Source organism: Acinetobacter sp. S4400-12 (genome assembly GCF_024129495.1).
Taxonomy (GTDB): Bacteria; Pseudomonadota; Gammaproteobacteria; order Pseudomonadales; family Moraxellaceae; genus Acinetobacter; species Acinetobacter lwoffii_C.
Genome location: NZ_JAMXYB010000011.1, coordinates 53,032 through 72,063 on the forward strand (window position 1 = coordinate 53,032; position 19,032 = coordinate 72,063).

15 protein-coding genes are annotated in these 19,032 nt (G+C 44.2%); 4 read left to right on the forward strand and 11 right to left on the reverse strand.

Going from position 1 to position 19,032, the window contains the following annotated elements:
• Window positions 1-47 precede the first annotated feature (47 nt).
• Window positions 48-1,733, reverse strand: a complete 1,686-nt coding sequence (ilvD, locus tag NI461_RS06885) for a dihydroxy-acid dehydratase (RefSeq protein WP_174659061.1) — start codon at window positions 1,731-1,733, stop codon at window positions 48-50.
• 358 nt (window positions 1,734-2,091) lie between these two features.
• Window positions 2,092-3,921 (reverse strand): dihydroxy-acid dehydratase, encoded by a 1,830-nt coding sequence (ilvD, locus tag NI461_RS06890; RefSeq protein ID WP_151205485.1) that lies wholly within the window; start codon window positions 3,919-3,921, stop codon window positions 2,092-2,094.
• Between the two features lie 401 nt (window positions 3,922-4,322).
• Here ilvD (NI461_RS06890) and fmt point away from each other — a divergent pair, with 401 nt between their 5' ends.
• A complete protein-coding gene (fmt, locus tag NI461_RS06895) occupies window positions 4,323-5,285 on the forward strand; it encodes a methionyl-tRNA formyltransferase (RefSeq protein WP_151205486.1) in 963 nt (320 codons plus the stop codon).
• On the forward strand, window positions 5,282-6,586 hold the full coding sequence (rsmB, locus tag NI461_RS06900) for a 16S rRNA (cytosine(967)-C(5))-methyltransferase RsmB (protein ID WP_174659059.1): 1,305 nt from the start codon (window positions 5,282-5,284) through the stop codon (window positions 6,584-6,586). Before fmt ends, rsmB begins: the two co-directional genes overlap by 4 nt.
• 68 nt (window positions 6,587-6,654) lie before the next feature.
• Here rsmB and zupT read toward each other — a convergent pair whose 3' ends face one another.
• The 4 genes from zupT to NI461_RS06920 all read right to left on the reverse strand — a co-directional run bounded on the left by zupT (window position 6,655) and on the right by NI461_RS06920 (window position 11,230).
• Window positions 6,655-7,464 (reverse strand): zinc transporter ZupT, encoded by an 810-nt coding sequence (gene zupT, locus NI461_RS06905; protein WP_151205235.1) that lies wholly within the window; start codon window positions 7,462-7,464, stop codon window positions 6,655-6,657.
• A gap of 95 nt (window positions 7,465-7,559) precedes the next feature.
• Window positions 7,560-7,706 (reverse strand): methionine/alanine import family NSS transporter small subunit, encoded by a 147-nt coding sequence (locus NI461_RS06910; protein ID WP_174659058.1) that lies wholly within the window; start codon window positions 7,704-7,706, stop codon window positions 7,560-7,562.
• A 1-nt stretch (window position 7,707) separates the two neighbouring features.
• The gene (locus NI461_RS06915) at window positions 7,708-9,195 is read right to left on the reverse strand and encodes a sodium-dependent transporter (RefSeq protein ID WP_151207149.1); all 1,488 of its coding nucleotides are present in this window, start codon (window positions 9,193-9,195) and stop codon (window positions 7,708-7,710) included.
• Between the two features lie 586 nt (window positions 9,196-9,781).
• A complete protein-coding gene (locus tag NI461_RS06920; RefSeq protein WP_253156849.1) occupies window positions 9,782-11,230 on the reverse strand; it encodes an aldehyde dehydrogenase family protein in 1,449 nt (482 codons plus the stop codon).
• 130 nt (window positions 11,231-11,360) lie between these two features.
• Between NI461_RS06920 and NI461_RS06925 the strand changes: the two genes are divergently transcribed.
• On the forward strand, window positions 11,361-12,071 hold the full coding sequence (locus NI461_RS06925; RefSeq protein WP_253156851.1) for a TIGR04219 family outer membrane beta-barrel protein: 711 nt from the start codon (window positions 11,361-11,363) through the stop codon (window positions 12,069-12,071).
• Window positions 12,072-12,421: 350 nt separating this feature from the next.
• Window positions 12,422-12,973, forward strand: a complete 552-nt coding sequence (locus NI461_RS06930; protein WP_151205230.1) for a type 1 glutamine amidotransferase domain-containing protein — start codon at window positions 12,422-12,424, stop codon at window positions 12,971-12,973.
• A 45-nt stretch (window positions 12,974-13,018) separates the two neighbouring features.
• Here the strand turns inward: NI461_RS06930 and NI461_RS06935 are convergent, their stop codons facing one another.
• The 5 genes from NI461_RS06935 to NI461_RS06955 form a co-directional block, all read right to left on the reverse strand.
• Window positions 13,019-13,342, reverse strand: a complete 324-nt coding sequence (locus NI461_RS06935) for an ankyrin repeat domain-containing protein (RefSeq protein WP_253156853.1) — start codon at window positions 13,340-13,342, stop codon at window positions 13,019-13,021.
• 127 nt (window positions 13,343-13,469) lie between these two features.
• Window positions 13,470-14,045: a hypothetical protein gene (locus tag NI461_RS06940; RefSeq protein ID WP_253156856.1), complete on the reverse strand. Its 576-nt coding sequence runs from the start codon at window positions 14,043-14,045 to the stop codon at window positions 13,470-13,472.
• Between the two features lie 82 nt (window positions 14,046-14,127).
• Entirely contained in the window at window positions 14,128-15,477 is a 1,350-nt protein-coding gene (locus NI461_RS06945; RefSeq protein WP_253156864.1) for an aromatic acid/H+ symport family MFS transporter, read from the reverse strand.
• Window positions 15,478-15,841: 364 nt separating this feature from the next.
• Window positions 15,842-17,203 (reverse strand): MFS transporter, encoded by a 1,362-nt coding sequence (locus tag NI461_RS06950; RefSeq protein ID WP_174659052.1) that lies wholly within the window; start codon window positions 17,201-17,203, stop codon window positions 15,842-15,844.
• A 305-nt stretch (window positions 17,204-17,508) separates the two neighbouring features.
• Window positions 17,509-18,759 (reverse strand): esterase-like activity of phytase family protein, encoded by a 1,251-nt coding sequence (locus NI461_RS06955; protein ID WP_253156865.1) that lies wholly within the window; start codon window positions 18,757-18,759, stop codon window positions 17,509-17,511.
• Between the last annotated feature and the right edge of the window lie 273 nt (window positions 18,760-19,032).

A 19,032-nucleotide genomic window follows, 5' to 3' on the forward strand; every position in this document is an offset into this window, starting at 1 on the left:
AAATTTTATATCAAGTCATGAACAAATGTTCAATATTTAACAATGAATTAGACCTCGAGATTGAGGTCAGTGACTGCCCCTTTTTCAGCACCGGTGGTCAATTTGGCAAACTTTGCCAAAGCACCAGAGCGATAATGGGGTGCAGGTTTGACCCAGGCGGCACGGCGTACTGCCAGTTCTTCATCGGAAATATGCAGGGTCATTTCACGGGTTTCGGCATTGATCGAGATTTTATCGCCATTTTTAACCAGTCCGATCGGGCCGCCTTCATAAGCTTCTGGCGTCACATGACCAATCACAAAACCATGACTGCCGCCGGAAAAACGGCCATCGGTAATTAAAGCCACTGAGTTGCCCAGTCCTTTGCCAATAATGGCCGAGGTCGGTTTGAGCATTTCAGGCATGCCCGGACCGCCTTTCGGGCCTTCACCACGAATTACCACCACTTCACCGGGCTTGACTTCGCCATCTAAAATCCCACGCATGGCACCGATTTCTCCTTCAAACACCCGCGCCGGGCCCTCAAAATACAGCCCCTCCTTGCCGGTGATTTTGGCCACCGCTCCTGTAGGAGACAAATTGCCTTTTAGAACCACCAGATGCGAATCTTTTTTAATCGGCGCATCAAATGGCAGGATAATCTGTTGCCCTGGTGGATAGTCTGCGACATCCGCCAGGTTTTCTGCCAAGGTTTTACCCGTTACGGTCAGGCAAGAACCCTCCAGCATACCGGCATTCAGCATACGTTTCATCAGCGGTTGAATACCGCCAATGGCGATCAGTTCTGACATGAGGTATTTTCCGGATGGCCGTACATCGGCCACCACAGGAATATCTTTACCAATCCGCACGAAATCATCCAATGACAGCGCTACACCTGCGCTATGGGCCATCGCCAGTAAATGTAGCACCCCATTGGTCGATCCACCCAGTGCAATCAGTACTTTAATGGCATTTTCAAAGGCGGCTTTGGTCATGATGTCACGCGGTTTAAGGTCTAGGCGTAACAAGTTCATGACCGCCTCACCCGCACGCATACAGTCAATTTTTTTCTCTTCGGAAACGGCTTCCTGTGCCGATGAGCCCGGCAAGCTCATGCCTAAAGCTTCAATGGCAGAGGCCATCGAATTAGCAGTATACATTCCTCCACAAGATCCCGGCCCCGGCAGAGCCACCTCTTCAATCTGCTTGACCTGAATTTCGTTAATCTCCCCCTTGGCATATTGTCCTACTGCTTCAAACACCGAAATCATGTCAGTATGCCCAGCTCCCGGTTTAATGGTCCCGCCATAAATAAACAGGCCGGGACGATTTAAACGGGCCAGTCCCATAATACAACCCGGCATATTCTTGTCGCAGCCACCAATAGCAATCACGCCATCATAGGCCTGACAACCGACCACCGCTTCAATGGAGTCAGCAATAATTTCGCGTGAGACCAAGGAGTATTTCATCCCTTCAGTCCCATTCGAAATTCCATCAGAGATAGTAATGGTATTAAAGATAATGCCTTTGCCATTGGCAAAATTCACCCCTTTTTCAACTTCACGGGCCAGCCTGTCAATATGCATATTGCAGGGTGTGACATTGGCCCAAGTCGAGGCAATACCAATAAATGGACGCTTAAAATCTGCATCTTTAAAACCGGTTGCCCGCATCATGGAACGTGCCGGGGCATTTTCTATACCATCGTAAACGGGGGCTGAATGTTCGCGGATATTGTCTTTACTCATTATTTTTTCCTTGGCGATGACCGATTTTCAGCTTCAGTCTTTGGCAATTTATTCTAAGCTCATTGTATAGAAGGCATACGATATATAAAAGAAATTACCTTGCAGAAAAATATTTTGATTAACTCTTAAAATGCTTTAATCACATGACCGAGCGACATGGATGTCGCTGTTTTGCTGTGCTACAGGGATGGAGCATCAGCAAAACAAAAGATTTTTGTTAGTTTTGATCTTACAACAGTAAAACTCTGCCTGCACAAAGATCATAAGAACTTTTGAATCCATTTGAAGCAGTGAAGTTTTTCAAAGCCATAAAAAAGCACCCCCTCTGGAGTGCTTTTTGTACTGTAAAAATTACAGCTTAGATTTCACGTACCGCACCTTTTGCCGCACTGGTGGTATGCATGGCATAGGCTTTCAGTGCTTTTGAAATTTTACGTGGGCGTTCTTCTACCGGATGCCAGCCTTTGGCTTCCTGCGCTGCACGGCGGGCAATCATGGTTGCCTCATCGACTGCCAGGTGAATGGTACGGTTTGGAATATCGATTTCGATACGGTCGCCATCTTCTACCAGACCAATAGCGCCGCCCTCGGCGGCTTCCGGAGACACGTGACCGATAGAAAGACCGGATGAACCGCCCGAGAAACGACCATCGGTTAACAATGCACAGTCTTTACCCAGACCTTTCGATTTCAGGTAGCTGGTTGGGTACAGCATTTCCTGCATACCCGGGCCACCGCGCGGCCCTTCATAGCGGATCACGACCACATCACCGGCTTTAATTTGGTTCCCCAAAATCGCATCCACTGCTGAATCCTGACTTTCAAATACGCGTGCCGTACCGTTAAATTTCAAGATAGAATCATCTACACCGGCGGTTTTCACGATACAACCATCCAGTGCAATGTTACCGTACAGGACCGCCAAACCACCGTCTTTCGAGAAAGCATGTTCAGCATTACGGATCACGCCATTTTCACGGTCACCATCCAAACGTGAATAGTAACGGTCTTGCGAGAATGCGGTTTGTGTCGGTACACCGCCCGGTGCTGAACGGAAGAACTGATACACGTCTTCATCTTCCGTACGGATGATGTCCCATTTGTCCAACGCATCTTTGAGGCTTGCTTCATGCACGGTTGGAACCGATGTATCGAGTAAACCTGCACGGTCAAGCTCGCCTAGAATCGACATGATACCGCCGGCGCGGTGCACATCTTCCATATGCACATCTTGTTTCGCTGGGGCAACTTTACACAGCACCGGTACTTTACGCGATAAGCGGTCGATGTCATTCATGGTAAAATCAACGCCAGCTTCGTTCGCGGCAGCCAATAAATGCAGGACGGTATTGGTGGAGCCCCCCATGGCAATGTCTAAAGTCATGGCATTTTCATAAGAGGCTTTGGTGGCAATCGAGCGTGGCAATACGCTGTAGTCATCTTGTTCATAATGACGTTTAGCCAGTTCAACAATTAAAGAACCTGCACGTTCAAAGAGTTTTTTACGGTTGGCATGGGTTGCCAGCGTCGAGCCATTCCCCGGCAGTGACAAGCCTAAGGCTTCAGTCAAGCAGTTCATCGAGTTTGCTGTAAACATGCCTGAACATGAACCACAGGTTGGACAGGCGGAGCGTTCGTATTCTGCGACTTCTTCATCGGTGTAGCTGTCATCTGCTGCCACAATCATGGCGTCGATCAAGTCGATGGCTTTCTCATTGCCGCGGATTTTTACTTTACCCGCTTCCATTGGCCCCCCCGATACAAAAACCACCGGAATATTCAGGCGCATTGCCGCCATCAACATCCCCGGGGTAATTTTGTCACAGTTTGAAATACAGACCATGGCATCGGCACAGTGGGCATTCACCATATATTCGACCGAGTCTGCAATCAGGTCACGTGAAGGCAGGGAATACAGCATGCCGTCATGCCCCATCGCAATGCCGTCATCCACAGCAATGGTATTGAATTCTTTGGCTACACCGCCTGATGCTTCAATTTGACGCGCCACCAACTGACCTAAATCTTTGAGATGAACGTGACCGGGTACAAATTGCGTGAATGAGTTGACCACAGCAATAATCGGTTTACCAAAATCTTCGTCTTTCATACCGGTCGCACGCCATAAGCCACGTGCGCCAGCCATATTTCTTCCGTGTGTTGATGTTTTTGAACGATAGTCAGGCATGGTGTTATTCCAACAAAGTTTGTGCAGGAGTGGGAAAATTCATCCACTCTGGCGAAATCTTACTAATCAAGAGCATGAAATCAGTCGAATTTTAAACATATCATAAATTAGCGATTCATTTAAAAAACTGGCTAAAAATACAGGACTTACTGCAATATGCTCAACTGGCAAGTTTCAATGCATATACGATGACATGCTGAAAACTACTATACCGCTAAGGCTCTGTATTAAATACAAAACTTTCATGAATAATTTTTAAAATTTACATGATTTATTTTTATATAAATATCCACTAAAAATCCATCGGGATAAAGCCTTGTAACAGATAAGTGTGCCGATTGATTAGGCTGGAATTTGGCTTTTGGCTTATACTAGGCTCAAGTTTTTTTGGAATTTCATGCGTGAAAATCATCTTTGCCGGCACACCAGAATTTGCAGCGGTTGCGTTAAAAGCCCTCATTAATACCCAGCACGAGATTATGGCGGTGTATACCCAGCCAGACCGTAAAGCAGGTCGTGGGCAAAAGTTAACTGCTTCGGCAGTCAAACAGCTGGCATTGGAGCATCAACTTCCGGTCTATCAGCCTGTACACTTCAAGTCTTCGACTGAAGAAGGACTGGCGGCTCAGGCTGAACTGAAAGCCCTGGACGCTGACGTAATGGTCGTCGCGGCTTATGGTCTGATTCTACCACAAGTGGTTCTCGATACCCCGAAATATGGCTGTCTGAATATTCACGGTTCGTTATTGCCACGCTGGCGTGGTGCAGCACCGATTCAGCGTGCTATTGCTACCGGCGATACAGAAACTGGCGTAACCATTATGAAAATGGCAGCAGGACTAGATACGGGTGACATGATGTATAAAACCTGGTGTCCAATTACAGCCGAAGATACTTCAGCCACATTACATGACAAACTGGCGATTCAAGGCGCTGAGGCGATTGTGGCCGTACTCGAATCTGAAGAAAAATTACAGCAATATCTGAACGCCCGCGAAGTTCAGGATGAAGCACTCACAGTATATGCACATAAACTCTCTAAGGCAGAGGCGCATATTGACTGGACTCAAACTGCGGCCAGCATTGACCGTAACATTCGTGCCTTTAATCCTTGGCCAGTGGCGTACATTCCACTGGATGAAAATAATAATCTGCGCGTTTGGGGATCGGCCCTGTCTGCTGCCAATGCGCGAGGGCATAAGGCAGGCACCATTCTGGCGATAGACAAACAAGGTGTGCATGTGGCCTGCGGTGATGAAAAAGCCGTCTGCCTGAGCGCCTTACAATGGCCAGGAGGCAAACCGCTTAATCCGGTCCAAATTAACCAGACCCAAAAATTACATGTAGGACAGTCATTGGCATGAGTTATTCTGAAACAGGTACATCCCATCTGAACTTGCGTGCCCAAGTGATACGTACTTTACTGGCGGTACAACAGGGACAATCTCTGGCAACCGTTCTCCCCCTGCACCTGAAAAAAGTGGCAGAGCGTGACCGCGCCCTGTTCCATGAACTGGTTCTGGGTACTTTGCGTCAATGGTATGCCTTAAAAAGTATTACCCTGCCTTTGCTGGTGAAACCGCTCAATAATGATACGGTCGAGACCTGCCTCTATGTTGGTCTTTATCAGTTATTGCAAACTCGGATTGCGCCACATGCGGCAATTTCTGAAACAGTAACGGCGGTCAAGCAGCTCGGCTATCAGGCTTTGAGTGGTGTGGTGAATGCCATCCTGCGCCGTGTTTCACGTGAAACATCAGAATTTCAGGTGGCGCTCGAGCAAGCTCATGGTCTGCCAAGCTGGCTGCTGAAACGTCTAAAGAAAGACTGGCCGGAACAGCTGAGTGAACTCAGCCATGAGCTCAAGCAGCTTGCTCCCCTCACCTTACGGGTAAATGAACGCCAAGTCAGTCGTGACGATTATTTAGAAATTCTGGAAGAGCATGATATTGCGGCGCATGCCTGTACCATTTCACAGGTCGGCATTGTACTGGATACGCAAGTCCAGATTCCTGACTTGCCAGGCTTCGATGTCGGTGGTTTTTCGGTTCAAGATGAGCATGCCCAATTGTGCGCTACCTTACTGCCGAATCTGGATAACAAGTTTGTCGTGGATGCCTGTGCAGCACCGGGGGGCAAAACCGCACATATCCTCGAAAAATATCAGCCTCGAAAACTGATTGCTCTGGATCAGGACGCCAAGCGCTTAACTCGGGTCACCGAAAATCTGGAACGCCTTTTATTGGAAGGTGAGCATGTGGTGATTGAAGCTGCCGATGCGATTAGCTGGCAGGCAGCCGAACAGCCGGACTGTATTGTTCTGGATGCACCCTGCTCTGCCATTGGCGTGATGCGCCGCCATCCAGACATCCGGTTGCTGCGTCATTCAACTGATATTGGCCAGACTGTCGCACTGCAACAGCAGATTCTGGAAAATATGTGGCAACAGCTCAAAGTTGGCGGCACCCTGCTGTATATCACCTGTTCAATTCTAAAAGCGGAAAATGAACAGCAGATGGTGGAGTTCTTTAGCAAACATACTGATGCCAAAGAAATTAAAATCCAGGCCGATTGGGGCATTGAACAGATTCATGGGCGCCAGTTGTTGCCACAAGCAGGCCGTGGTGATGGCTTCTTCTATTGTCGTATTGAGAAAATGGCATAATTTATAAATAAGCAGACTAGACTAAAAGGGTGGCTCAGGCTGCCTTTTTTATTCTGTTTTTTTAACAGCTACTGAATAAATTTGAAGATGACCAGACTGGTCGCCAAGGCCGCCATACCACTCACCAGACCATAGACCGTTTCATGACCCTGGGAAAACTTTTTGGCTGCAGGCAAGAGTTCATCTAATGCCAGATAAACCATTACGCCCCCAATCATCCCGAACACCATGCCATACATTGTCTGGTTCATATACGGTGCCAGAATAAAATAGCCCAATGCCGCTCCCAAAGGTTCGGCCAATCCCGAGACAAAACTGGCCAGCAAGGTATAATCTTTGCGACCAGTGGCCAGATAGACAGGTAGCGCAATTGCAACGCCTTCGGGAATATTATGGATCGCAATGGCCACGGCTAAAGGTACGCCCAGTGCAGGGCTTTCCAGAGTCGAAAAAAAAGTCGCCAGCCCTTCTGGCAAATTATGCGCACTAATCGCCAACAGGGTCAGTAATCCGGTTCTAAGTAACTGCGGCTGGCCGACATCCTGCGCTTGCCGGGTTTCCATAGTTTCATGCGGGTTCGGAATCAGACGATCGAGTACTAACACCAAAATCACGCCGAGCAGAAAAGCAAACGTACCCAAGGCAAAACCGGTTTTTTCATCGAAGGCCAAACTAAAAGAATGAATAGATTTATTCAAAATCTCGGTGAGAGAAACATAAATCATGGCCCCTGCCGCAAAGGCCAGGCCAAACGCCAGAACACGGAAATTGGGACGTCTTAAGAACAGCACCATTCCTCCACCCACGACAGTCGCCAGACCTGCAAGAAACGTCAGACTAAATGCAATTCCGACTTGGTCGGGTAAAATGGCCTGCATCTTAATGCTCCATTTCTAAAATAAGAAAGTCATTATCACAGGGGATAATGACTTTCATTTTTATGGTTTGTTGGGCTAGATCAACAGATTTTTAGTTAAAGTATGTGCTGGTCTTTGACCTCGTCCAGGACATCATCCTCTTCTGCATCCGGGTGCTTCGCCAAATGCAGCATGGCGAGAATCAAACCTCCCCAAAGCAAGATCATTGAAATGGCCATCATAAATATTGCGGAAGTATTCATCTTAGTTCTCCTCCCCAGTCGTGCTATCTTTTAAATAGCTCAAGCCAATAGCGCCCAGCATAAACAGGGCCACGGTACCCCCACCGACAATCCATAAAATGTGCGTCGCATAATCCCCATAGCCACTGGCAATAATGGACTTGATGGTTAAGCCCAAAGCGATCAACAAGGATAATGGGGTAATGACTGTCAGCAAAAAGTTCCAGCCCTTGCCTAATTTAATGCTTGAGTATTGGTTAACATGCGCTTGTAACTGTTGCATTAATGGACGATGGAACCAGGACACCAGGATAATAGAAAGTACACCGCCCCCGACAATCCCAATGTTATTGGCAAAGTAGTCGATAATATCGACAAAGGTAATTGCACTGTGTGTCGAGAAAATCAATGTAGACACCACCGCTGAACCACCTGCAATAATGGTGACCGCTTTCTTACGTGACCATCCTAATTTATCCTGAAAGGCTGCAATAGGAACTTGCAGGATACTCACCATGGAGGTGATTCCCGCCACGGTTAACGAGGCAAAGAACAAGAATCCAAACAGATCTCCTCCCGCGCCCATACTCGAAATAATTTTAGGGAAGGCAATAAAGGCCAAGCCAATTCCTCCCGATACCACCTCTTCTACTGGCAAACCCGAGCTATAAGCCATAAAGCCTAATGCAGCAAAGACCCCAATCCCGGCTAAAATCTCAAAGGATGAATTTGCTAATGCAACCACCAGACCAGAACCTGTTAAATTGGTTTTTTTCTTCAAATAGGAGGCATAGGTCAGCATAATCCCGAAACCCACTGAAAGTGAGAAGAAAATATGCCCAAATGCGGCTAGCCATACTTTATAGTTCGCCATCGCTTCCCAGTTTGGGGTAAAAAAGGCATTTAAACCTGTGGTTGCGCCGGGTAAACGCAGCGCTTGTACGACCAAAATGGTAAATAACACCACCAGCAAGGGCATAAAAATTTTATTGGCAAGTTCTACACCGCGACGAACGCCGCCATATAAAATGAACATCACCACGGCCCACACAATCACCAGTCCAAAAAATAAGGTTGGCACAAAACCTAAGGCTAGGCCTTCACCATTTTGCAAATAGGTAGAAAAAAAGAATCCTTGTGTGTCTGCTCCCCATTGTTGGCCAATGGAATAGAACATATAACTGCCTGCCCACGACAAGACACTGGCATAATAGAGGCCAATCGCTAAGGTCACCATCACTTGCCACCAACCCAAGGCTTCAGAGTTCATGAGCTTCTTATAGGCAGTTGGTGGAGCCTTACGGAACTTATGGCCAACGGCATAATCTAAGTACAATAAAGGTAAACCAGCGGCAAAAATAGCAATCAGGTAAGGAATTAAAAATGCACCGCCGCCATTTTCATAGGCCACATAAGGAAAGCGCCAAATATTTCCCAAACCCACGGCAGAACCTACGGCTGCGATAATAAATCCTGATCGCGCGGACCAGTTTTCACGAGAATCTGTCATAAAACACCTAAACTATAAATTCCTTTTCATGCTGTTTGTTATGATTATTTCATCAGCAAAAAAAGAAACATTTCCATTATTTTTTGGTGTTTGAATTAGCGTTGTGCCTTTTGGGCATCGTATTCTAATGTGCAAACAGGTCAGTAAAATGTACAGCTTGCTTAAAGTCTGATGCGTTCACTGACCTTTAGATGCTTTAACAATACTGAATTTTTCACTTTTTTTCTGTAATTTCTGCTCAAAATATTCTTCTTTTATAATCTATTCTTAGTCAATCGTTCAATAATTCGACCAACTGATCTTGATTTTACTGACTCGATATTGTGAGAAATTTTGAAACACATGATTTGTAAGTTTTACTCCGGTTTTTCCAGCCTTTTCCCCGTCAATTGCTTAGCAGTTCAACCATTCGTAGAACCTCCCAATAAAAAGTAGCGTATCACTTTGCATGCAAGACAATAGACCAAGCTTTTTAATCAAGCTTGCATGTTTTCCTCGTTCCAAATTTATGGCTATTGAATTAAAAATAAAATTCCACAATCTGCGGCTTGCCGATTGTGGACTTCAGTTGATTACTTCAATCCGCTTAGGTTTTAATGACCAGCATCCGTTCTTCCTGCATATCCCGGATGGCCGACTGAATCCCTTCCCGGCCCAGACCGGAGTCTTTCACCCCGCCATAAGGCATGTTATCTACCCGGAAAGAAGGAATATCATTAATGATGACGCCGCCGACCTGTAAATGATCCCAGGCATAGAGCATATTTTGCAGATTCTGGGTATAGACCCCGGCCTGCAAACCAAAACGGCTATTATTGATGCTGGCAATACCAGATTTAAAGTCAGCATAAGCTTCCAAAATGGCCACCGGACCAAAGACTTCATCACGATAAATTTCCAGATGCCGGTCAACGTTTTCAAGCAGGGTCGGTTCAAACATCACACCATTTAATTCGCCGCCCGCCAGTACCCGTGTGCCTTGCGCAACGGCGCTATCTAACCAGCGCTGTAAACGCTGGGCTTCAGTGGCTTTAATCATCGGACCTGCCAAAGTGCTTTCCAGATCAGGATCTGCTGCTTTCAGGTTTTTGACTTGCTGAACCAGCTTGTCCCGGACATCATTATAAATATCCTGATGCACTAGAATGCGCTGCACACTGATACACACTTGTCCAGCATGACTATAAGCACCGGCAATCAAACGATTAATCAACGCTTCTGTAATTTCAGTATCTGGCTCAATCATCACCGCTGCGTTACCACCCAATTCCAAGGTGACTTTTTTACGCCCTGCCCGTGCTTTCATATCCCAGCCGACCACATCTGAACCGGTGAAACTGAGCAGCTTGAAACGGTCATCAGTGACCAGTACATCGGCCAGATCACGTGGACATGGCAAAACCGAGAAGGCATTTTTCGGTAAATCGGTTTCAGCCAGAATCTCGGCAATTTTTAAGGCAGAAATTGGCGTCAGGCTGGCCGGTTTCAATACAAAAGGACAACCTGCAGCAATTGCTGGTGCAATCTTATGTGCCGTCAGATTCAGCGGGAAGTTAAACGGACTGATCAGGGAAACGGCACCAATAGGCATCTGCTTGACCATGCCCTGATAATCCGCGGCTGCTGCCGTAACGGCCAGCGGTAAAATACGTCCCTGATCCATCTGGGTGACGGCATCTGCGGCAATCTGGCAGGTATTAATCAGGCGTTCAACTTCCGCAGCAGCAGCTTTACGAGGCTTACCGCCTTCTGCAATCAGGATATTGGTCAGCTCTTCACGGATTTCCTTAAAACGCTGCACACAATGCAACAGGATACTCTGCTTTTGAAAAGGTTTTAACGCTGCCATCTCGGCTTCGGCCGCGGCAGCAGCCTGAATAGCCTGCTCTAAAGTTTTGGCATCTGCCAGGGCAACCCGCGCATAAAGTTCCTGACTATATTTATGTTTAACTTCCAGCCATGCTCCTGTCTCCACCGGTTTTCCGGCTACATATAGGGGATAATCGTTATAAGGCTGTACTGCTGTAGATCCCATTGCTCCGTCCTTCGCATCCAAATATATTACAATTTTAAAATTAGCTATATGATGCACCCAGATGCAGATATTAAGAATATGTATTTCGGTAAATGACATCGTTCAATTTAAACAAAATATAAGGAAAAATATGAAGCAGATCACAATATTAACTGCCCTATTCCTCGGATGTGGCCTGACCACATTCAGTCATGCAGATGTGCTGGGGCTGAAAGCTGATCTGAGTTACTGGAATTTTGAGGGTTATAGTGAAAATACAACCCGTCATCCAGTGCCAGAATATCAGCATGCGCTGGATCGTCAGGGTACGGCACAACTGTCTGTGGCCTTAGAGCATCCAGTACCGATCATTCCGAATGTTAAAATTAAATACGTTAATCTGGACAGCCAAAGTAAGGAAGATATTTCGGGTCTTTCCGCGGACATTCAGCTCGACCGGATTGATTATATTCTCTACTACGAAATACTCGACAATATCGTGAGTGCAGATCTGGGCCTTGGTGTTACCAATCTGCATGGTACCGTTCAACATCGCAATGCGCCCTACTTGACGGATTATGAAGCGGATGGTTATGCAGCCCTGGTTTATGGACAGGCCGGAGTGAAACTGCCATTTACCGGACTCAGCGCCAAAGCAGAGGCTGTATTGAGCCGTGGTAGCGATACCTCGCTCACTGACTTGCAGGCCGAAGTGCAATATAATTTTATTGATAATCTACTGGTTGATGTCGGTGCCAAAGCGGGTTATCGGATCATGAAGGTTGACGCTGAGCAGAGTCAGGCACCTGATCTGAAACTTGAGTTTAAAGGGCCTTATGTCGGTCTGGATATACACTTCTAAACAGGACTATGGGGGTCTGATTTAACCTTGTAAGTTCAGGCTTACAACATGCAGTATGATCAACCTCTATACCGATTTTTCAATGCAGACTATTCTACCCCCTATAAAGAGCAGGACGCTCAGATACCTAAAAACAAGAAGAATAATGTAATAATACATCAGGACGTAAGGTATGACAGGAGTTATGCCTAAAAGTCAAGTACAAAAAAAGCTCTGACAGGAGGTCGGAGCTTTTTTATCTCGATATCTTGACTTAGCATTGCTTAACAATTGCAAGCTAAAACTCCCACATTGTAAGAATCGGCTTGTTGTTAAGCTGAAAATCCTCACATTTTTTGGGAACAGCGATCATGGTAAAAAAGGTCCTCTTTATTACTTCAAATCAAGGTATTGAACATGATGAACTGGTCGAGCCTTTAAACTTTCTCAAATCCAAAGGATTTGAAGTGATTCATGCTGCAGAAAAGAATGAAGATGTAGCCACTGTAAAAGGCGATACCAAAGCTGCTACCGAATATACGCCGGATACCAGTTTCGACCACGTCAATCTGGATGATTATGACCTGCTGGTAATTCCGGGCGGTACAGTGAATGCGGATACCTTAAGAATCAATCAGGATGCCCAGAACATCATTCAGCATTTCGCTGACAATCACAAACCGATTGCCGCAATCTGTCATGGGCCATGGGTATTGATTGATGCACAGCGGATTAAAGACAAGAATCTGACCTCGTATAAGAGCATTAAGCTGGATCTGGAAAATGCCGGCGGGAAATGGGTCGATGAACCGGTTCATCGTTGCAATACCGGTGATTGGGTATTGATTACTTCACGTAATCCAGATGATATTCCAGCCTTTAATGAAGCCATCTTGAAAGAACTTGAAGGCGAAGCGGCTTAAATCCTTAAAACAAAAAGAACCTCATGATTGAGGTTCTTTTTATGTTTAGATTCCGCCTGTAAGACTTTTCAGGTAAGTAATCACTTCTTTATTGCCTGCCATTTCGGCCAGTTCCAAGGCAGTATGAGGGCTACGATGGGCCAGATCTGCACCTTTACTGACCAGCAGTTTGACCACAGCCAGATGATCATTTTCAGCAGCGGCCTGTAAGGCGCTATAGCCTTCTTCATCGGCAGAATTCACGTTCAGACCTTCTTGCAAACCATGCTCGACCTGTTCAACGTCACCTAGAGAAGCCCAGTACACCAGTTCAGGAAGATGAAGTTCTTCATCATCTTCAGGGATTGGGGAGAATGAGTTGAGTTTCAAAATTAAACTCCTTATTTCTTTCATATAAAAATATGATAGATGTTATCAAAAACACTCTCTTCATATAAATTGTGAATATATCTTTTAAAAATTAATTATCTAAATAAAATTGCTAACTTATAAATAATTATTTATTCTCTCTATTGATACCTATCCAATATCTTTGTTTTAACATAGGTAGAGTATCAATTTTTCCATCTTTTTTATCCCTATAATGTTGTGATAAAGAATATAAAAATGCCGAAATTCGGTGATTTCCGTCTAAAACAGTTATGCCTTTATCCTTTTCTAGAAGTAAAATTGGAGGCTTAGGAAATACTTTCTCTGCTTCTAAATATTCTAAAACCGAATCAAACCTTTCTTTTAAATTATTAATTGATATTGAATAAACATTAGTTTTCCCTAAAACAGCGCCTTCTACCATATTAAGTAAAACTGATTTCCATTCATCACAATATTCATCTATTGGAATATAAGCTTCTATTTGATCCCATAGAATATTTTTCCAGTAATGTAATGGCTTATTTTGTAGTAGGTATTTCCAACGTCCAATAGTATTTCCTTCCTTATCCCAAGGCATACCATTACTTTCTACATAAGGTAAAAACCACTGTTCTAAAATATCAGTTGGGAAATTAGGTAATAATTTCTGAAGTTCTGAAATATGATTTATCACTTTTCTCTCTCTTAAAAAATTAGTCATCTTTATAAATTTAATAATTTGATATTACTAATTTAACAATAAAAAAGCCCCCTTTCGGAGGCTTGTTATTTAATCCTTAGCTTTAAGCTTTAGACACTGCTGGTTCAATTGAACCAATCTTGTCAGCTTCATTTTCATGCATGATCAACGCAACCGCAATTGCTGTAATCAGTACCGGTAAACCGACTGCCATAAAGTTGAAGTGAGCAGGAAGATTCATACCCAACAAGCCACCAATCAGGATCGGGCCGACAATCGCACCCATACGACCAATCGCAGAAGACCAGCCAATACCGGTCGAACGTACGGCCAATGGATAGAATTGCGCCACATAGCTGTACAATAACATTTGCGAACCAATCGATGCTGCACCTGCCAAGAACACCAAGATGTAAAGCAAAAACTGATTTGACTGGAAACCCATCAGGCTCATCACAATCGCGCCCATCATACCGAGGAACATCAATACCGGTTTCAAATGGAAACGGTCAGCCAAAATACCACCACCGACAATACCGACGACTGCACCCACGTTCATGACCATCATAAACATCAGGCTATTATCCATCGAGTAACCTGCTGCCATCATCAGCTTCGGCAACCAGCTGCTTAATGCATACATGGTGAGTAAGCAGCTAAAGAAGGCAATCCAGAACAAAACCGTATTGACCGCACGGCCACGACGGAACAGGCTCACCACGTTAGCAGGTTCAGGTACATTTCCCTGTGGCAGGGTAAACGTAGTTTGCTCATTTACGCTAACATCTGGCGCCAAACGACGTACAATACGACGTGCTTCCTGCTGCTTATTTTCTTTCACCATAAAAGCGAGTGATTCAGGCAAAAATTTCCAGATGACCGGTAATAAAAATAATGGGACTCCAGCAATAAAGAACATGATTTGCCAACCAAAACTTGGTGTAAACCACGAACCTAATAAGGCGGCCATCACACCACCTACGGCATAACCACTAAACATGGTGGTCACCAAGGTACTGCGCATTTTTTGTGGCGCATATTCAGAAGTTAAGGCCACCAGGTTAGGCATCACCCCACCAATGCCCAGACCGGCAAGAAAGCGTAAAATTCCGAATTCCGTTGGATTTGAAGCAAAGCCCCCGGCAAAAGTCAGACCACTAAATAATACAATACAAATCATGATGACTTTTTTACGACCGATTTTATCCGCGAGGGAACCAAAAATCATCGCACCAAACATCATCCCGGCAAGTGCGGTACTGGCCAACATACCTGCTTGAACAGCACTTAGACCCCAATCCTGCATCAATAACGGTAAAACCACACCATTAATTGCTAAATCATAGCCATCAAACAAAATAATGAGTAAGCACCAAGCAACTACATTGAAGTGAAAAGGCGTAAATTTCGCATTATCGACTACAGAACTAATATCCACTTTTTCCGTTGTCATCGTTCTCATCTCCCATGAGTACTTGTCCATAATATCCTTTTGAAGACTCAATTGAATATTCAACTGAAGATTCAAGACTGAGGAATATACGGAAGTCAGATTTCAGGCACAATAAGACTAAATGATATATTTCTATGAATTGGGAAAAGGCATTTATTTGCGTGATATGTCACGTTTTTATTAAGATAAATTATTGAATAATGAATTAATTATAATTTTAATTAAACTCAGCTTAGTAATTAAACATAAGCTAACTATTTTTCGGCCCTGTATTTTTGTAGAAAATTTAAACAAAAGCCCCTTAATTGAAAGGGGCTTTTGTAATTCTTTAAAAGTTTAATTCATTTTAATTGGCAAAAAATGCCTAGGTTTTAATCGAATTGAGTTTTTTGGCTGCCAACACAGTCTCTGTATCATGTTCTGCCGCCAAGTCTTTACGCACAATCAGGGCAACAGAAATTGCACCAATAATGGCCGGGATTGCAACAGCCAGGAAATTCATCTTGTGTGGTAATTCCATGCCCAGCAAGAAACCGATCACGATTGGTCCCACAATGGCACCAGTGCGGCCGACTGCAGAAGCACAGCCAATGCCGGTAGAACGGATGGATAAAGGATAATATTGCGCCACAAAACTATATAGCAGAATACTACTGCCAATTGCAGAAGCACCCGCGGCCGCCACCAGTAAATAAATTACCACTTGTGGAGAATTAAAGCCGAGGCCCACCAGAGACACCGCACCCAGCAGGAACATGCCGATAATAACCGGTTTCAGATGAAAACGGTCTGCTAGAATCCCTCCGCCAATCGTACCAATTACCGCACCGATATTCATCGCCAGCAGGAACATCAAGCTATTACCCAATGAATAGCCTGCGGCCATCATCAGTTTTGGCAACCAGCTGCCCAGCGCATATACCATCAGCAAACACATAAAGAAGCAGCTCCAGAACAGTAAGGTGCTCATGCTACGACCTTGTTTAAACAGGGCGGCAATAGAGGCTTCTGGTGCGTGGACTTCATTCAGTACAAATTGAGTATCTGCGGTAACCGCCTGTTCAGGAACAATCTGCTGTACAATTTTACTGGCTTTTTCATTTTTCTGTTTTTTCACTAGAAAAGTCAGTGATTCAGGTAGATAGAACCATAACAGTGGCAAAATCAATAAAGGAAGACCTGCAATATAAAACATGATTTCCCAGCCAAAACTTGGTGTTAACCAAGCCCCGAGCAATGCCGCCATAATACCACCTACCGCATAGCCACTAAACATGGTGGTCACCAGGGTACTGCGCTTTTTTTGCGGTGCGTATTCTGAGGTTAAAGCCACCAGATTAGGCAACACTCCCCCAATACCCAGACCGGCAATAAAACGTAAAACTCCAAACTCGGTTGGGCTTGAGGCGAAACCGCCCCAAAAGGTGAATCCACTAAATAGAGTCACACAAATCAGAATTACATTTTTTCGGCCAATTTTATCTGCCAACATCCCAAACAGCATGGCCCCAAACATCATTCCCGCCAGTGCGGTACTTGCCAACATGCCAGCTTGCACCGCTGTCATATTCCATTCTTGCATGAGTAGAGGTAAAGCAACTCCATTAATTGCCAAGTCATAACCGTCAAAAATAACGACAAACAGACACCACAATACGATTTTTAAATGGAAAGGTTTAAACTTTGCTTCATCCACTACAGCATTTACATTTATTATCGCTGACATTTTTACCTCACCTCCAATTGTGAGCTTTTACTTATTGTATAAAAAATGAATTGTTATTCACTTTTTATATAAAATGGATGATTATTTATACTTTGTCGACTGCAAAATTGATCATTTTTTAACTTTATTTGCTTTTTAACACTAAAGTTGTAAATAAAAATATTTAATTAATTCAGCTAAATATGTGATTATTCACATATAAAATAAAGTATTATCAAAGTGATAAACCGGTTTTCTGTAAAATTTATATAAAAAAATCCCCAGATGGATCCATCTGGGGATTTGTTAAAAATGCTCAACAATTCCTAATATAAAGCTTTTTCCAGACGAATCTGGATAATTTCATTATCATCTGCCAGCTTGCGGTTACGTCCGCTAGAGCCAGGAAAATTATTATCATTCAGCACAGTAAGCAAGTCCGGCCCTTCAATAATCAGATCTTCAATTGTCTGGAAAGGCAAACCAAAACGAGTATTAGTAGCTATATCGCCTGCGCGTACAGGTCCGTATAACAAGTCCGGATTGGCAAGATCCATCAAATTGACCAGCTCTATACGTGAAACTGCTTCACCAGGTTGATTCAACTTAATTTTGATTAATTTTTTATAACCGCCCAGATTATTTTCAGTATCATCCCGCTCGATAATAATGCCTTCTGACTGATTAAATAGCTGAAAATCACCAATTGCTGTGGCTTTGCTATCAAGATCAAAATAATAGACCTTTCCAGTATAAGCTTTTTTCTGAATATCAAATTCGGAAATAATCAGTTGTGATTGAGTCGCATCAATTAACGGTTTTTCCAGTAGAGGATAAAGATATTGGCCATCAGTGGAGATAGCCATGCCTTCAAAACCGCCACTGCGTTGTACCAACGGAGTCACATAATTTTGACCCATTTTATTCAGCTGATTTTGTGGAGAACGGAGTTCAATTCCGGGTTTGCTAGGGTGTGGCAAAGCAATAGGGGGGCTTTGCAAGATGCCTTCAGCATTAAAATGCAGTAAATAAGGACCAAATTCATCTCCAATCCAAATATCTCCATTTACAGTACGTTGCATCGATTCTGGATCAAAATCAGCGCCTGTTAACAGGCGCTCTTGGGTATTTTGGTGAACAATATCGAAAGGAATCAGACGATTAGGATCACGTAGCTGGATATAAGCCAGAGGTTTTACCCCTGCTGTCCCGCCAACTTTAGTTCTAAAATCAATTGAAAGATGATGTAAACGCAATAAATAATCTGCTGAATTATCTTGAGCACCAAAACCATTATCAGACATCGCCAGGTAAGTACCGTCTGGATTTTTAAGGGCAGCCGAAAAACCTTGTACAGGCTGACCTTTAAAGGGAGGAAAAATTCCATTCGCTCCCTTAACATCATGGCCAGAATCAGGACCTTCTGCATAAGTTTCTACATCCAACTTGGCAAAAGATATCAGGGTAGGTTCTGTTAATGTCTGCTCGGGTAAAGTTGTGTCGTGATGATCTGAATCTTTACAAGCAGAAAGCATCAAGATGCAAATACTTAACACGCTCAGCGAAATTTTTCTCATACGGCTCTTCATCTCGTCATTTTTTATAGTCAAAACTGATTAAATCAGCTTTAAATGACAAACAGACAGCAATTGTATGAAGCTTTCGCGAAGTTTTTAATTTCTAGCAGGACATCCAAACTGTTGTTCTGATTTTTATTTTATTTCTTTTCTTTTTATAAAAAAAGAAATCCCCCTGCTTTTTAGCAGGGGGATTTTGAATAATGAGCTGGCGATGACTTACTCTCACATGGGTAACCCCACACTACCATCAGCGCAAAGAGGTTTCACTTC

Bases quoted from the DNA above. Each gene is read 5' to 3' on its own strand.
- ilvD (WP_174659061.1), bottom strand. From the start codon at position 1,733: ATGAGTAAAGACAATATCCGCGAACATTCAGCCCCCGTTTACGATGGT.
- ilvD (WP_151205485.1), bottom strand. From the start codon at position 3,921: ATGCCTGACTATCGTTCAAAAACATCAACACACGGAAGAAATATGGCT.
- rsmB (WP_174659059.1), top strand. From the start codon at position 5,282: ATGAGTTATTCTGAAACAGGTACATCCCATCTGAACTTGCGTGCCCAA.
- zupT (WP_151205235.1), bottom strand. From the start codon at position 7,464: ATGCAGGCCATTTTACCCGACCAAGTCGGAATTGCATTTAGTCTGACG.
- NI461_RS06910 (WP_174659058.1), bottom strand. From the start codon at position 7,706: ATGAATACTTCCGCAATATTTATGATGGCCATTTCAATGATCTTGCTT.
- NI461_RS06915 (WP_151207149.1), bottom strand. From the start codon at position 9,195: ATGACAGATTCTCGTGAAAACTGGTCCGCGCGATCAGGATTTATTATC.
- NI461_RS06920 (WP_253156849.1), bottom strand. From the start codon at position 11,230: ATGGGATCTACAGCAGTACAGCCTTATAACGATTATCCCCTATATGTA.
- NI461_RS06925 (WP_253156851.1), top strand. From the start codon at position 11,361: ATGAAGCAGATCACAATATTAACTGCCCTATTCCTCGGATGTGGCCTG.
- NI461_RS06930 (WP_151205230.1), top strand. From the start codon at position 12,422: ATGGTAAAAAAGGTCCTCTTTATTACTTCAAATCAAGGTATTGAACAT.
- NI461_RS06940 (WP_253156856.1), bottom strand. From the start codon at position 14,045: ATGACTAATTTTTTAAGAGAGAGAAAAGTGATAAATCATATTTCAGAA.
- NI461_RS06945 (WP_253156864.1), bottom strand. From the start codon at position 15,477: ATGACAACGGAAAAAGTGGATATTAGTTCTGTAGTCGATAATGCGAAA.
- NI461_RS06950 (WP_174659052.1), bottom strand. From the start codon at position 17,203: ATGTCAGCGATAATAAATGTAAATGCTGTAGTGGATGAAGCAAAGTTT.
- NI461_RS06955 (WP_253156865.1), bottom strand. From the start codon at position 18,759: ATGAGAAAAATTTCGCTGAGCGTGTTAAGTATTTGCATCTTGATGCTT.